17 protein-coding genes are annotated in these 14,882 nt (G+C 24.4%); 12 read left to right on the plus strand and 5 right to left on the minus strand.

Annotated elements, in window-relative coordinates:
- Both rpmA and cgtA read left to right on the plus strand, forming a co-directional pair.
- Positions 1 to 255, plus strand: coding sequence for a 50S ribosomal protein L27 (gene rpmA / locus IX46_RS01925; protein ID WP_053940329.1), 255 nt, complete (start codon positions 1 to 3; stop codon positions 253 to 255).
- Positions 256 to 360: 105 nt separating this feature from the next.
- Positions 361 to 1,362 (plus strand): Obg family GTPase CgtA, encoded by a 1,002-nt coding sequence (gene cgtA, locus IX46_RS01930; protein ID WP_053940330.1) that lies wholly within the window; start codon positions 361 to 363, stop codon positions 1,360 to 1,362.
- Between the two features lie 129 nt (positions 1,363 to 1,491).
- Here cgtA and rpsI read toward each other — a convergent pair whose 3' ends face one another.
- Together rpsI and rplM are read right to left on the minus strand one after the other, a co-directional pair.
- Positions 1,492 to 1,881 carry a 30S ribosomal protein S9 gene (rpsI, locus tag IX46_RS01935; RefSeq protein ID WP_053940331.1) on the minus strand — a complete coding sequence of 130 codons (390 nt, stop codon included), beginning with the start codon at positions 1,879 to 1,881 and terminating at the stop codon, positions 1,492 to 1,494.
- A gap of 22 nt (positions 1,882 to 1,903) precedes the next feature.
- Positions 1,904 to 2,332 (minus strand): 50S ribosomal protein L13, encoded by a 429-nt coding sequence (gene rplM, locus IX46_RS01940; protein WP_053940332.1) that lies wholly within the window; start codon positions 2,330 to 2,332, stop codon positions 1,904 to 1,906.
- 286 nt (positions 2,333 to 2,618) lie between these two features.
- Between rplM and IX46_RS01945 the strand changes: the two genes are divergently transcribed.
- From IX46_RS01945 to rplS, 6 genes are all read left to right on the plus strand, one after another.
- Positions 2,619 to 3,764 carry a chorismate mutase gene (locus tag IX46_RS01945; RefSeq protein WP_053940333.1) on the plus strand — a complete coding sequence of 382 codons (1,146 nt, stop codon included), beginning with the start codon at positions 2,619 to 2,621 and terminating at the stop codon, positions 3,762 to 3,764.
- 112 nt (positions 3,765 to 3,876) lie between these two features.
- On the plus strand, positions 3,877 to 5,229 hold the full coding sequence (ffh, locus tag IX46_RS01950; RefSeq protein WP_053940334.1) for a signal recognition particle protein: 1,353 nt from the start codon (positions 3,877 to 3,879) through the stop codon (positions 5,227 to 5,229).
- A 72-nt stretch (positions 5,230 to 5,301) separates the two neighbouring features.
- Complete coding sequence (rpsP, locus tag IX46_RS01955; protein WP_053940335.1) at positions 5,302 to 5,559, plus strand: 30S ribosomal protein S16; 258 nt, start codon at positions 5,302 to 5,304, stop codon at positions 5,557 to 5,559.
- The gene (gene rimM, locus IX46_RS01960; RefSeq protein ID WP_053940336.1) at positions 5,553 to 6,080 is read left to right on the plus strand and encodes a ribosome maturation factor RimM; all 528 of its coding nucleotides are present in this window, start codon (positions 5,553 to 5,555) and stop codon (positions 6,078 to 6,080) included. The genes rpsP and rimM overlap by 7 nt, the downstream gene beginning before the upstream one ends.
- Before the next feature lie 14 nt (positions 6,081 to 6,094).
- Positions 6,095 to 6,829, plus strand: coding sequence for a tRNA (guanosine(37)-N1)-methyltransferase TrmD (gene trmD, locus IX46_RS01965; RefSeq protein ID WP_053940541.1), 735 nt, complete (start codon positions 6,095 to 6,097; stop codon positions 6,827 to 6,829).
- A gap of 65 nt (positions 6,830 to 6,894) precedes the next feature.
- Positions 6,895 to 7,242 carry a 50S ribosomal protein L19 gene (gene rplS / locus IX46_RS01970; RefSeq protein WP_053940337.1) on the plus strand — a complete coding sequence of 116 codons (348 nt, stop codon included), beginning with the start codon at positions 6,895 to 6,897 and terminating at the stop codon, positions 7,240 to 7,242.
- A 70-nt stretch (positions 7,243 to 7,312) separates the two neighbouring features.
- Here the strand turns inward: rplS and tldD are convergent, their stop codons facing one another.
- On the minus strand, positions 7,313 to 8,767 hold the full coding sequence (gene tldD / locus IX46_RS01975; protein WP_053940338.1) for a metalloprotease TldD: 1,455 nt from the start codon (positions 8,765 to 8,767) through the stop codon (positions 7,313 to 7,315).
- A 162-nt stretch (positions 8,768 to 8,929) separates the two neighbouring features.
- Here tldD and aroQ point away from each other — a divergent pair, with 162 nt between their 5' ends.
- Positions 8,930 to 9,385 carry a type II 3-dehydroquinate dehydratase gene (aroQ, locus tag IX46_RS01980; protein ID WP_053940339.1) on the plus strand — a complete coding sequence of 152 codons (456 nt, stop codon included), beginning with the start codon at positions 8,930 to 8,932 and terminating at the stop codon, positions 9,383 to 9,385.
- Positions 9,386 to 9,462: 77 nt separating this feature from the next.
- Here aroQ and fis read toward each other — a convergent pair whose 3' ends face one another.
- Together fis and rluD are read right to left on the minus strand one after the other, a co-directional pair.
- Positions 9,463 to 9,756: a DNA-binding transcriptional regulator Fis gene (gene fis / locus IX46_RS01985; RefSeq protein WP_053940340.1), complete on the minus strand. Its 294-nt coding sequence runs from the start codon at positions 9,754 to 9,756 to the stop codon at positions 9,463 to 9,465.
- A gap of 108 nt (positions 9,757 to 9,864) precedes the next feature.
- Positions 9,865 to 10,815 carry a 23S rRNA pseudouridine(1911/1915/1917) synthase RluD gene (rluD, locus tag IX46_RS01990; RefSeq protein ID WP_053940341.1) on the minus strand — a complete coding sequence of 317 codons (951 nt, stop codon included), beginning with the start codon at positions 10,813 to 10,815 and terminating at the stop codon, positions 9,865 to 9,867.
- Between the two features lie 123 nt (positions 10,816 to 10,938).
- On the opposite strand from rluD, the gene IX46_RS01995 reads away from it, so the two are divergent.
- From IX46_RS01995 to csrA, 3 genes are all read left to right on the plus strand, one after another.
- Positions 10,939 to 11,688 carry an outer membrane protein assembly factor BamD gene (locus IX46_RS01995; RefSeq protein ID WP_053940342.1) on the plus strand — a complete coding sequence of 250 codons (750 nt, stop codon included), beginning with the start codon at positions 10,939 to 10,941 and terminating at the stop codon, positions 11,686 to 11,688.
- Positions 11,689 to 11,799: 111 nt separating this feature from the next.
- Positions 11,800 to 14,454 (plus strand): alanine--tRNA ligase, encoded by a 2,655-nt coding sequence (gene alaS / locus IX46_RS02000; protein WP_053940343.1) that lies wholly within the window; start codon positions 11,800 to 11,802, stop codon positions 14,452 to 14,454.
- Between the two features lie 176 nt (positions 14,455 to 14,630).
- A complete protein-coding gene (gene csrA, locus IX46_RS02005) occupies positions 14,631 to 14,816 on the plus strand; it encodes a carbon storage regulator CsrA (protein ID WP_053940344.1) in 186 nt (61 codons plus the stop codon).
- The last annotated feature ends 66 nt before the right edge of the window (positions 14,817 to 14,882 follow it).

Below are 14,882 nucleotides of genomic sequence, written 5' to 3' on the forward strand. Positions count from 1 at the left end.
ATGGCACATAAAAAAGCTGGTGGTTCCACAAGGAACGGAAGAGATTCTCATGCTCAACGATTAGGTGTAAAACATTTTGGTGGTGAACTAGTGTCAGCAGGAAGCATTATCGTAAGACAAAGAGGAACTAAATTTCATCCTGGGAAAAATACAGGTTGTGGAAAAGATCATACTATTTTTGCAATTGTTGAAGGAAGAATAGAATTTAAAAAAAAAGGAGCAAAAAAAAGAACATATATTAACATTATTAACTAATAAAAATAAAAATTTCTGTTTTTAAAACACCCCTTTTCTGAGGGGTTATTATTTTTTATAAAAAATATTTATCAAAATTATAATTTTCAAAAACAAGGAATTTATATGAAATTTGTCGACCAAACTATTATAGAAGTAATTGCAGGAAATGGCGGGCATGGATGTGTTCATTTTAGACGGGAAAAATACATACCTAAAGGAGGTCCAGATGGTGGAGATGGAGGAGATGGTGGAAATGTTTGGATTCAATCAAATAATAACTTAAATACTCTTGTAGATTTTAGATTTAAAAAAAAATTTCAAGCCGAGCATGGAACCAATGGATTAAAAAGAAACTGCTCTGGGAAAAAAGGAAACGATATTACTATATATGTACCCGTTGGCACTAAAATTATTAACTATCAAACACGCGAAATAATATATGATTTAACAAAAGATCAACAAAAAATACTCATTGCAAAAGGTGGATGGCATGGGTTAGGTAATTTTAGATTTAAATCTTCAATTAATAGAACACCAAAGCAAAGGACATTAGGAGTAATAGGAGAAAAAAGACATATACAATTAGAACTATTATTAATAGCAGATGTAGGAACATTAGGGATGCCAAACGCTGGAAAGTCAACTTTAGTAAAAAATATCTCTGGTGCTAAAACAAAAATTTCAGATTATCCATTTACTACACTCAATCCGATTTTAGGTAGTGTTAAAATTAAAAATAAAAAATTCATCATAGCAGATATTCCTGGAATAATTCAAGGTGCATCTAAAGGAAAAGGGTTAGGAATTCACTTCTTAAAACATTTAGAAAGATGTAAAATATTACTACATATTGTTGATTTATTTCCATCGGACTATTCTGATCCAATAGAAAATATTAAATATGTATTATATGAGTTAAAACAGTATAGTATAGAATTATATAATAAACCAAGACTCTTAATTTTTAACAAAATTGATTTGATGACAACCGATCAAGTTCATGTATTTATGAAAAAAATAAAAAACGATTTTACAATAAAAGAACCATATTATTTAATTTCTTCTCTAAAAAAAACAGGAACAAAAAAATTATGTTCCGATATTTTATATTATTTAAAAAAATAAGATTTTTTAATTTTTTTATTTAATTTTTAATTTTTTTAAAATAAAAATATCACATTATGAAAAACCAACAAAAGAACTCGGTTTAATACAAAAACCAAGTTCTTTAAAATAAGTCTTATTATTTTCAATTTAACGTTTAGAAAATTGTATTCGTTTTCTAGCTTTACGAAAACCTACTTTTTTCCGTTCTACTTGTCGTGAATCACGTGTAACAAATCCAGATTTTCTGAGTTCACTACGTAATAATGGATTATAATCTATTAGAGCACGAGTAATACCTTGTCTAATTGCACCAGCTTGACCAGAAATTCCTCCACCTTTTACTGTAATATAAAAATCAAAATTGTTTATCATATCGATTAATTCTAAAGGTTGCCGAACAATCATACAAGAAGTTTCTCGGCCAAAATAGTTATTTAACAAACGTTTATTCACAACTATTTTTCCTGTTCCTGGTCTTAAAAAGACTCTAGCAGAAGAACTTTTACGACGTCCAGTTCCATAATTTTGAATTTTCATAATTTATTTTAATATTATCCTATTAAATATTTAAAAATCGAGGACATTGGGCTATATGATCATGTTTATCATCAGAAAAAATTTTTAATTTTTTTAGCATTAATCGTCCTAATGGCCCTTTTGGTAACATCCCTTTAACTGCTATTTTAATAATTTTTTCAGGATTTTTTGACATAATTTCCTCAAATGTAAATTTTTTTATTCCACCAATATAACCTGTATGATGATAATATATTTTTTTACTTTTCTTTTTTCCTGTAACTAATACTTTAGAAGCGTTTAAAACTATAATATAATCTCCAATATCAAGATGCGGCGTATATTGAGGTTTATGTTTGCCTCTAAGACGTAAAGATACAGCACTTGCGAATCTTCCAAGCACTTTATTGGTAGCATCAACATAAAACCAATCTCTCTTAATATTTTTTTCTTTAATTGAAAAAGTTTTCATTAAATGACTCACTATAAAATAATATATCTAAAAAACGATATTATTAAAACTAACAAAATACAATAAGTATATTATCATCTATTGCACCTAGTGAAATATTTTTAAAAAAAATATTTGATGTACTTTTAAAAAACAACTCATTTTTTTAGATATAAAAATAGTATATTATATGTTGATTATTATTTTTATATCAAAAAATTAATACTGATTAAGTAAAAATATTTGATTTTAATTCTAATATAAAACATATTAAATATTTTAATAGGTAAAACAGGTAAAATACGCTATGTTGTCTCAAAATGATTTATTAAATTTTCGCCATAAAATTAACAATATTGATAAAAAAATAGTCATGTTACTTGCGAAAAGAAAAAAACTAATATTAGATATTGCTCAGTCTAAAATACAAAATAATCAGCCTATACGAGATATAAATCGTGAAAAAAATTTGCTATCTAATCTAACTGATCTAGGAAGAAAAAAAAATTTAAATACTAATTATATACAACGTTTGTTTACACTAATCATTGAAGAGTCTGTATTGACTCAAAAAAAATTATTAGAAAAATTTCGAACTCAAAGAGACACAAATAAAACTATTATTTCTTTTCTTGGTGATGAAGGATCTTATTCATATATCGCTTTATCTAGATATAAAAAACACAATATAAAAAACATTATTCGAAGAAAATGCTCAAATTTTGAAGAAGTTGTTCAATCAGTCGAAAATAATGAATCAAATTATGCTATTTTACCAATAGAAAATACTTGCTCTGGTCCTATCAATGAAATATTTAACATTTTAAAAAATATAAATTTATTTATTGTAGGAGAAATTTATGTCGATATAAATCATTGTTTGTTAGCAATAGAAAAAGTGGAACTTAATACTATTCAAAAAGTATATAGTCATTCTCAACCATTTAAACAATGTAGTAATTTTATTAATCAATTTCCACATTGGAAAATTGAACATACTCATAGTACAACCGATGCGATGAAAAAAATTATTCAAAAAAACGAAAAAACTAATGCTGTTTTAGGAAGTGAAATAAGCAGTAAAATTTATAAATTAAAAATTTTATGCCAAAATATATCCAATATAAAAAATAATATAACTAGATTTGTTTGTTTATCAAAAAAACCTTATAAAATTGATTTAGATAAACAAGTAAAAACTACAATAATATTTTCTTTAAAAAAAGAAAAACAAGAACTTTCTAAAATTCTTTCAACTTTAGAACCAAAAAACATAATGGTGAAAATGTTAAATTTTTATAATGATAATACAAAAGACCAAATGTTTTATCTTGATATTGAAAAAAAAATATCATCTAACACAATGCAAAATATTTTTAAAAAAATTCAAAAAATTAGCAAATTTATCAAAATATTAGGTTGTTATCCTAGTGCCAATAAAAAACTGTTTTAATTATAATATTTTGAAATATTTATTAATTAAAAATATTTTTAAAATTAATTCAAATATTTTTAATGATTACATTTTACATTATTCAATATTAATTTATTAAAGAGCAATGAATATGTTTAGTAGCCTAACTGAACGCCTCTCAAAAAGTTTTCGTAACATTATTCATAAAGGAAGACTGACAGAAAGTAACATTAAGGATACAATAAGAGAAGTAAGAAAAGCACTACTAGAAGCTGATGTTACGTTATCAGTAATAAAGACATTTATAAATAACGTCACAAACAAAGCAATTGGTTGCGAAATTAATAAAAGTCTTACTCCTGGACAAGAATTTATAAAAATTGTACGAAATGAATTAATTTTAGCTATGGGTGAAAAAAATAATAATTTAAATTTATCTATTTGCCCACCAGCAGTGATATTAATAGTAGGTTTACAAGGAGTTGGAAAAACTACAACTACAGCAAAAATAGCGAAATGGATACAAGATAAACATAAAAAAAAAATACTCATCACATCTACCGACATTTATCGTGCCGCGGCGATAAAACAATTAGAAATTCTATCTACTCAGATTAATGTAAACTTTTACACACCAGATGCTCATCAGAAACCAATATATATAACAGAAAAAGCAATTCAACATGCTAAATTAAAATTATATGATATTTTGTTAATAGATACAGCTGGACGCATGCATATTGATGAAATAATGATGAACGAAATAGAAAAAATACAAAATCTTTCTCAACCTATTGAAACATTGTTAGTAGTCGATTCGATGATGGGTCAAGATGCAATTAATATGGCAAAAAATTTCAGTAAATCTTTATCTATATCAGGTATTATATTAACAAAAACTGATAGCGATGCTAGAAGTGGAGTTGCATTATCAATGCGTTATGTTACTAAAAAACCTATTAAATTTATAGGAACAGGAGAAAAACTAGAAAATTTAGAAATATTTTATCCAGCACGTATAGCTGATAAAATTTTAGGCATGAATAAAGTTATATCTGTTATTAAAGATATTGAAGAAAAAATTAACCAATCTCATGTGAAAGATTTAACTAAAAAACTAAAAAAAGGTCATGATTTTAATTTAAACGATTTTTTAACTCAAATAAAAGAAATGAGAAAAATAGGAGGATTAAACTATTTTATAGATAAATTTTCAAACAATAAAACAATGCATAATAGTTCATTATTAAATGATGAAAAAAATAATTTGAATAAAATAGAAGCAATAATCTATTCAATGACGCCTAAAGAACGAAACAATCCAGATATTATAAAAGGCTCTCGTAAACGTAGAATTTCTTTAGGATCTGGAACTAAAATTCAAGATGTTAATAAATTATTAAAAAATTTTGGCGATATAAAAAAAGTTATGAAGAAAATCAAAAGTAACGGAATCAGTAAAATTATACGAAACATTAAAAATATATTACCTAAAAACTTTTAAAATATATTAAAATAATTACATTAATGAATTCAATAAAAAATATTTTCATTATGAAAAAATTAAGGGAAAAACATGGTAAAAATTCGATTAGCTCGATATGGAAATAAAAAACGTCCTTTTTATAAAATAGTAGCAGCAGATAGTCGATTTTCTAGAGATGGTCGTTTTATTGAACAACTAGGTTACTTCAATCCATTATCAAAAGATATAACTACTTCTTTACAAATCAATATTAATCGTATTATATATTGGAAGCAAAATGGAGCGCAGATTTCAGACCGATCAAACAAACTCATTAAATTATTTAAAAAAAATAAGGCAACATTATAAATATTAAATCATATACAATCATAAACCCTATTTTAGTTGGAAAAATTGGAAGAGTTTACGGAATATTAGGTTGGATAAACTTGTTTTCTTTGACAGAAAATAAAGAAAAAATATTTAGTTATCTCCCATGGTTTACTTTAAAAAATAAAAAATGGAAAACTATTCAACTAAAAAATTGGAAAAAACATAATAATCGTTTTATTATTCAAATTAACAATGTCATAGATAGATCAATAGCAAGCACGTGGACTAATGCTGATATTTTTATTGATCAAAGTCAATTACCAAAACTTAAAAAAAACGAATATTATTGGAACGATATTATAAAATGTGAAGTGTTTAATGTAAAACATCAATATTTAGGTACAGTAATTAATTTAACAAGCAACAAATACAATGATACTATTCTTATAAAGAATAAGATAAAAAAAAATAAAACAATTATGATTCCATTTATCATTGAAAAAATAGTAAAAAATATAGATATTAAAAATAAAACCATAATAGTCCAATGGAATTAAAATATGATATATCAATCAAAAAAAAAAATAATCAAGCATTGATATCATTTTATATAATTACTATATTTCCAGAAATGTTCACTTCGATTTCACATTATGGAGTAACTGGAAAAGCCATTCAAAAAAAAATTATTGAACTTAGTTTTATAAATCCAAGAGATTTTACTGAACATAAACATAAATCTGTAGACGATCGTCCTTATGGAGGAGGACCAGGCATGTTAATGACTGTTCAACCATTATATTTATCAATTAAACATGCGCAATCTTTACTGAAAGATGCAACAGTTGTGTATTTATCTCCACAAGGAATAAAATTAAATCAAAATAATATTTTTAATCTGATTCAAAAGAAAAAAATTATTTTTGTATGTGGAAGGTATGAAGGAATAGATCAGCGAATTATCGATTCTTTAATAGATGAAGAATGGTCAATAGGTGATTATATCTTGACTGGTGGAGAACTTGCAGCAATGGTAATAATAGATTCTGTTTCCAGATTTATTCCTGGTGTAATTAACAAAAAAAAATCATTAGAAAATGAATCTTTTTGCAATAATTTACTTGATTACCCAAATTACACTAGACCAAAAGAAATTTATAATATGAAAGTTCCAGATATCTTACTTTCTGGTGATCACAATAAAATTCGTTTATGGCGATTAAAAAAATCTTTAGAAAAAACTTTAGAAAAACGACCAGATTTATTGGAAAAAAAAATTTTAAAAAAGAAGAAAAAAATATTTTAAATGCATTTAGAAAAATAAAAAATAAAAATATTATTAATTCATAATGATTGTATTTAGAGGTAAAAATGACCAATATAATCAATAAAATAGAAGAAGAACAACTGAAGAAAAATATACCTAATTTCCGTCCTGGTGATACAGTAGAAGTAAAAGTATGGGTTATTGAAGGGACTAAAAAACGTTTGCAATCTTTCGAAGGGATAATAATTTCAATAAAAAATCGATCTTTAAATTCATCTTTCACTATACGTAAATTTTCAAATGGAGAGGCGGTCGAACGAGTGTTTCAAACTCATTCTTATAACATTGACAATATTATTGTTAAAAGAAAGGGGTTAGTTAGAAAAGCGAAATTGTATTATCTTAGAACACGTACTGGAAAATCCGCTCGAATTAAAGAGAAAATTAAGTAAATTTTTTAATATAATTAACATGCAGTCACGACGTTATTCTTGACTGCACTAGTAATGCTTATATATTATACTAAATAGTTCCACCTATAGTCAATTGATCTACTTTAATAGAAGGTTGCCCTATTCCTACTGGGATATTTTGACCTTCTTTTCCACATATACCCGTACCTTGATCCATTTTTAAGTCATTACCTACCATAGATATTTTTTTCATAACTTCCACACCAGATCCTATTAGTGTAGTATTTTTAATAGGATTTAAAATTTTTCCTTGTTTTACTAAAAATGCTTCTGAAGTTGAAAAAACAAATTGTCCAGAAGTTATATCTACTTGACCACCTGAAAAATTTACAGCATATATTCCATAATCAATACTTTTAATAATATCTTCTATTTTCGATGTTCCGGATAACATATATGTATTTGTCATTCTTGGAATTGGTAAGTGAGAGTAAGATTGCCTACGACCATTACCTGTAGATTCCGTTTCCATTAAACGAGCATTAAGTTTATCTTGCATATATTTTTTTAAAATTCCATTTTCAATCAATATATTATATTGCCCAACTACTCCTTCATCATCAATATTTAATGATCCGCGTTGATTTTTTATTGTACCATCATCAATGATAGTGCATAATTCTGAAGCAACTTTTTTCCCGATCATATTGGTAAAAACAGATGTTCCTTTTCTATTAAAATCACCTTCTAAACCATGTCCTACAGCTTCATGTAGCAAAACACCAGGCCATCCAGCTCCTAAAACAACTGGAAAAGTTCCAGATGGAGCTTCTTTTGAAGATAAATTTAATAAAGCTATACGAACCGCTTCTTTAGTCCAATGATCAATTCTAATTTCTTCAAAAAAATCATCTTTTCTTAAGAAAAAATTATAATTAGTACGACTACCTCCGCCACTTTTTCCTCGCTCTATTTTCCCACGTTCTTCAACTAATACACTAACTGTAAACTCAACTAATGGTCGTATATCTGTAGATAAATTTCCATCAGTAGAAACAACTAAAATTTTTTCATAAGATCCACTTAAAGCGGCATTTACTTGTATTACACGACTATCAGAATGACGAGCAACATGATCTACTCTGTGCAGTAGATTAATTTTTTCATTAGAAGTAAATTTTTTTAACGGATTAAAAATATCATAAAAAGAATTTTTCTTTTGATCTCTAAAAGTTTTTATTTGTGTTGTTTTTACTTGTTTATTAATGATTTTTTTTGCTATTTGAGCGCTTTTTCTAACAGCTTCTACAGAGATTTCATCTGTATATGAAAAGCCTGTTTTTTCTCCAGAAATAGCTCTTACACCAACGCCTTGATCAAAATGACAAAATCCTTCTTTAATAATGCGATTTTCTAAAATCCAAGATTCACACACGCGTGATTGAAAATATAGATCTCCATAATCTAAACCATGAGTAGATATATCTTCTAAGATCTCAAAAAGATCCTGACGATTTAATTTATTTGAAGTTAACAATGATTCACTAACTAGTTCCAATGTCATTTGAACTCACTTATATTTAAAATATTTTTATATTTTTATTATAAAATATAAAACAAAAAATAAAAAATATTTTTATAAAAATATTATATATAATCTTAAAAATTTGTTATAAAATATAATATTAAAATGTTAAATTAGTCTGATAATTTTATCGAGTTAAAAATGAAAAAAAAAATAAATGTTTTACTAATAAATGGTCCTAACTTAAATCTTTTAGGAACGAGAGAACCGGACATATATGGACATGAAACTTTAACAGATTTAATAAAAAAGTTAATAAAAAAATCAGAAAAATTAAATATATCATTAAGTCATACACAATCTAATGCAGAACACAAATTAATTGAGACAATACACTCTGCTAAAAAAAATAACATTAGTTATATTATAATTAACCCAGCCGCGTTTACACACACTAGTATAGCCATAAGAGATGCATTAATTGCGGTTTCTATACCATTTATTGAGATTCATATTTCTAATATTTATAACAGAGAAAATTTTCGTTCTCATTCATGGTTTTCTGATATTTCACAAGGCGTGATTACAGGGTTGGGATTAGAAGGTTACTATTGGGCATTAAAAACAATATCTAAAAGATGCTCAATAAAAAAATAAAATGTTATTCTTATTTTTGCACCTTCTTTATTTGAAATTTATAGAAAGTGCAATTAAATATAAAATTTATAAAAAAATTAATTCATACCATACTTTTTTAATTTTTTTCGTAAAGTACTACGATTGATACCCATCATTAAAGCAGCTTTTGTTTGGTTTCCACGTGTATACTGCATCATGACATCTAACAATGGTTGTTCTAGTTCAGATAATATTAATGAATATAAATTATTGATATATTTAGTATCATCTAAATGTAATAAATAATTTTCTAAAGATTTTTTAATTAATAAACGCAAAGGTTTTTTTATATTTTGATTATCTTTAGTATAATTTACTAAAAATTTTGTACCTATTAAATTTTCTGACATAAAATTATCAACTCTTTAATCTTGTGTGGATTTTAAATGAAGTTAAGATTATTAAAAAATTGAAATATATTCTACAAAAAAATAATATATTTTATTATATAAAAAACTTTATACTTCTTTTTTTAAATCTAAAATAAGATTTTTCATATCTTTAGGTAAATCAACTTTAAAACTCATCAAATTTTTGGTAGAAGGATTTAAAAATTCAATATAATGCGCATGTAATGCTTGACGAGGAAAAATTTTATTTATATAAAAATACTTTTTTTTTGAACAATTATTAGAATAGTTGATCCCATTATATAAGGGGTCACCTAATAAGGGGTAATTAATATGTAACATGTGTACTCGAATTTGGTGCGTTCGACCTGTTTCTAATCGTAATAAGAGATGTGTATAAAATTTAAAACGCTGAATTATTTTATAATGCGTGATAGCAGGTTTTCCTGATGAATGTACTATCATAGATGTTCGTTTTTTAGGATTACGCATTATAGGACTGTTAATAATACCTCCAGAAATCACATTTCCTTTCACAATAGCCTGATATTCTCGAATTATTTTTTTATCTTTTAACAATTTTATTAAATAATAATATGCACAAATTGTTTTTGCTATAATCATTAAACCACTTGTATTTTTATCTAATCTGTGAATAATTCCACAACGAGGTAAATATCTACTATTTTTATAATAATACAGTAATCCATTTAAAACTGTACCAGTATCATTTCCGGCACCGGGATGTACAACTAAACCAGGAGGTTTATTTATAACTAATAAATTATTATCTTCATATATAATATTTAAAGTAATATTCTCTGGTAAATTAGATTGAATTTTTTTAATAATTGGATAAATAGTAATTATTTCACCTCCTAATATTTTTTTATCAGGATTTTTTTCTATTTTACCATTAACACAAACAAGACTCATAAGAATCCAATTTTTAAGGCAAGAACGAGAATACTGTGGAAGTAATTTAGAAATAATGTGATCTAATCTCTTTCCTACAATTGAAGAATAGGGAGCTAGTATATTTATTTCTTTTTTTTTCAATATAAAATCCTTATTTAAAATATATTTAATCTAAATCTTTAATCTTTATAGAATATGATATTCTAATATATATTAACATAATAAATATTATTAATAATTTCATTAAATTATAGAAAACATATTATGATACTTAAAAAAAATATTTTAATTATTTTTGTACTACTGTTTACATATTCTTTAGCGCATTCACACAATATACAACAAAAAAAATTTATTCAAGAAAAAAAATTTTATGAATACTGTAAACAAGAGCTTAAAGAAAATAAATTTGATAACGCAATATCACATTTAGAAAATATGAAAAAAAAAAATATTTCTAATTTTTACTCAGATAAAATTCAAATTAATTTAATCTATGCTTATTATAAAATTGAAAATTTTAATATGGCACAAAAAAATATAAATGAATTTATAAAACTATATCCGAAAAATATAAATATTGATTATGTTTTTTATATAAAAAGTTTAATAAATATATCGCTTGACAAAAATATTTTTTTAAAATTTTTAAATATAAAAAATTATAAAAGCGATCCTATTTATGCAAAAAAAGCTTTTTTTGAGTTAAAAAATTTTTTATATAATTATCCTAACAGTATTTATATTATCAATGTAAAACAAGATTTATTTGACTTAAAAGAACGTTTATCAAATTATGAGTTTGAAATATTAAAATACTATTTTAATCGAAAAGAATATATCGCAGTCATCAATCGAGGTGAGGAAATACTCAAAAAATATCCCGAAACTTTATCTGCAAGAGAAGTTTTAAATTATATGAGACAATCTTTTATTGAATTAAAAATGTTTAACACTGCTAAAAAAATATCTAAAGTTATTTTATTAAATAAAGCTGAAAAATTTTTTTATTAAATATAACATAAAATTTTTTTATATTTGAATTATTAATAAAATAATTCTAATTAATAATAAATTATTCAACACTTTAATAGTATAAATATTATTTTTAAAAAATTAAAAAATATGAAAAATACAATAAATGAAATACGACAAAAATTTTTACAATTTTTTCAGAAAAAAGGACATACTATTCTACCAAGTAGTTCTTTAATTCCAAAAAACGATTCTACATTACTATTTACTAACGCAGGAATGAACCAATTTAAAGATTTTTTTTTAGATCCTAAAAAAAAAAAATATTCTCGTGTCGTTACTTCACAGCGTTGTTTAAGAACAGGTGGAAAACATAATGATTTAGAAAATGTAGGATATACTGAACGACATCATACATTTTTTGAAATGCTTGGTAATTTTAGTTTTAATGATTATTTTAAAAAAGAAGCAATTATATATGCATGGGAATTATTAACATCTAAAAAATGGTTTAATATTAACAAAAATAAACTATGGATCTCAGTATATAAAGATGACGAAGAAACATATAAAATATGGCTTAATATTATTAAATTATCTCCTGATCATATCATTAAAATAGGGGATAAAAATAATTGTAAATATAATTCTGAAAATTTTTGGCAAATGGGCGAAACTGGCCCATGTGGTCCATGTACTGAAATATTTTATAATTATGACATAAAAAAAAATAATAATTTCTCTCAGTTCCTAGAAAACAAAAACGAAAACTTTATTGAAATCTGGAATATTGTTTTTATAGAATATAACCGTATCTCTTCAACAAAAATAATTCCTTTAAAATATAAATCTATAGATACAGGGATGGGTTTAGAAAGAATTGCTTCTGTTTTACAGAATGTCAACTCAAATTATAAAATTGATATCTTTAAAAAATTAATTAAACAAATTTCTTGTTTTAGCAAAATAACTAATTTAAATAATATATCTTTAAAAATTATTTCAGATCATATCAGATCTTGTATATTTCTGATTTATGAAAATATATCTCCATCAAATGAACATCGAGGATATATTTTAAGAAGAATCATTAGAAGAATGTTAATACATGCGTATAAAATTGGAATAAAAAAAAATTTCTTTTATAAAATTGTTCCGAACTTGATCGAACATATCACTGAAGATTTTAATTTTTTAAAAGGAACAGAACAAACAATTAAAGAAATACTACAAATAGAAGAAACACAGTTTTCTGAAACTCTCGAAAAAGGATTAAGAATACTAAACATAGAAATACAAAAAGCACCTAATCAAGAAATTTCTGGAAAAACTATTTTCTATCTTTATGACACATTTGGATTTCCTTCAGATTTAGCATTAGATATTTGTCGTGAAAAAAAAATAAAAGTCGATCTTAATAGTTATTATTTAGAAAAAGAAAAACAAAAAAAACAATCAAAAATAGGAAATAAATTTTATAACAATGGTAATAACATAATTAATATTAATGATACTTGTAACTTTGAGGGTTATAAAAAAAATACAATTAAATCATTAATCAAGTATATTTATATTGAAACAAAATTAGTTTCATTAATTTCCGAAGGTGAAAAAGGAATTATTTTTCTTGATAAAACATGTTTTTATCCAGAATCTGGAGGGCAAATAGGTGATATTGGTGAATTATATTTCAAAAAATCACGTTTTATAGTTGAAAATACAAAAAAATATGGAAATACAATTGGACATATCGGAAAAGTGATTACAGGTGCATTTGAAGTAAATAATTTTTTATACGCTAAAATTGATAAACTTTATAGAAATCAAATTCAAATAAACCATTCCGCTACCCACTTACTGCATTCTGCATTACGAAAAGTTTTAGGTGATATAGTCACACAAAAAGGTTCTTCAATTACCAATACACGTTTAAGATTTGATTTTTCTTATCCTAATATTATTAACCTATCTAAGTTGCAAAAAGTTGAAAATATTATCAATGCAGAAATATATAAAAATCATTTAATCAAAATCCAATATTGCAGTTTAGAAGAAGCTAAAAAGCAAAAAGCTATGGCATTATTTGAAAATAAATATGATTCTATTGTTCGAGTTGTATCTATAAAAAATTTTTCTATAGAACTTTGTGGAGGAACGCATACTAATAGAACAGGAAATATTGGATTGTTTAAAATAATAGCGCAATCAAGTGTATCATCTGGGATTAAAAGAATAGAAGCTCTTACACAATCTAAAGCATTGCAATTTTTGCATAATCAAGAAAATGAAATAGAAAATATATCAAAAATTTTAAAAACTAAAAGTATTAGCTTTAAAGACAAAATAAATAAATTAATACTACAAATTAAATATCTAGAAGACCAAATACATATTTTTCAAACAAAAGAAAACCAATATCAAATTAAAAAAATTATTAGCAATATTGAAAATATAAAGGGAGTGAAATTATTAATTAATGTATTTAATAACTATAATTATAATTCATTAAAATTAATAATTGATCAATTAAAAAAAGATTTTCAAAACATCATAATAATTTTTATCAATAAAAATAATAATTATTTTAATATCATTACCGGGATAACTAAAAATTTAACTAATTATTTAACTGCATTGGAAATTATTAAAATTTTTATTAAACACACTAATGGAAAGGGGGGTGGAAAAAACGAAATTGCTGAAAGCATAAGTTCTAATGTAATAAATTTATCTAAAATTTTAAAAATCATTAAATCATGGATCCATTTAAAGTTAAACAATATAAAAGATAAGATTCATGAATAATTATATTAAAAAATAAACAGGATGCATCCAAAACTACATGAATATTTAATGATGTAATATATTTTAATGCAATAAAATACTATATTATTTTAATATTTCACAGTTTAAATTTAATTCTATATTATTTAACTAAAGGAATCAAATAGGATGAACTCTTTTACTTCAAGGAAAAAAGAATGCTTATTCTAACTCGTCGAGTTGGCGAAACATTGATAATTGGCGATGAAATTACTGTAACAGTACTAGGAGTAAAAGGCAATCAAGTTCGTATAGGTGTAAATGCTCCTAAAGAAATTTCGGTACATCGTGAAGAGATATATCAACGTATTCAAGCGGAAAAAAAACAACAAAAAAATTCATAGTAAATATTGCATCTTACTATCATCAAGTAAGATGCATTTTATGCTTTAAAATTTTTTTTTAGTTTT

The organism is Buchnera aphidicola (Aphis glycines), assembly GCF_001280225.1.
In the GTDB taxonomy this organism is placed as follows: domain Bacteria; phylum Pseudomonadota; class Gammaproteobacteria; order Enterobacterales; family Enterobacteriaceae; genus Buchnera; species Buchnera aphidicola_E.

Coding starts and splice junctions, on each gene's coding strand:
- cgtA (WP_053940330.1), top strand. CDS start 361: ATGAAATTTGTCGACCAAACTATTATAGAAGTAATTGCAGGAAATGGC.
- ffh (WP_053940334.1), top strand. CDS start 3,877: ATGTTTAGTAGCCTAACTGAACGCCTCTCAAAAAGTTTTCGTAACATT.
- csrA (WP_053940344.1), top strand. CDS start 14,631: ATGCTTATTCTAACTCGTCGAGTTGGCGAAACATTGATAATTGGCGAT.
- IX46_RS01995 (WP_053940342.1), top strand. CDS start 10,939: ATGATACTTAAAAAAAATATTTTAATTATTTTTGTACTACTGTTTACA.
- rpsP (WP_053940335.1), top strand. CDS start 5,302: ATGGTAAAAATTCGATTAGCTCGATATGGAAATAAAAAACGTCCTTTT.
- fis (WP_053940340.1), bottom strand. CDS start 9,756: ATGTCAGAAAATTTAATAGGTACAAAATTTTTAGTAAATTATACTAAA.
- rpmA (WP_053940329.1), top strand. CDS start 1: ATGGCACATAAAAAAGCTGGTGGTTCCACAAGGAACGGAAGAGATTCT.
- rpsI (WP_053940331.1), bottom strand. CDS start 1,881: ATGAAAATTCAAAATTATGGAACTGGACGTCGTAAAAGTTCTTCTGCT.
- alaS (WP_053940343.1), top strand. CDS start 11,800: ATGAAAAATACAATAAATGAAATACGACAAAAATTTTTACAATTTTTT.
- rplS (WP_053940337.1), top strand. CDS start 6,895: ATGACCAATATAATCAATAAAATAGAAGAAGAACAACTGAAGAAAAAT.
- tldD (WP_053940338.1), bottom strand. CDS start 8,767: ATGACATTGGAACTAGTTAGTGAATCATTGTTAACTTCAAATAAATTA.
- aroQ (WP_053940339.1), top strand. CDS start 8,930: ATGAAAAAAAAAATAAATGTTTTACTAATAAATGGTCCTAACTTAAAT.
- rplM (WP_053940332.1), bottom strand. CDS start 2,332: ATGAAAACTTTTTCAATTAAAGAAAAAAATATTAAGAGAGATTGGTTT.
- IX46_RS01945 (WP_053940333.1), top strand. CDS start 2,619: ATGTTGTCTCAAAATGATTTATTAAATTTTCGCCATAAAATTAACAAT.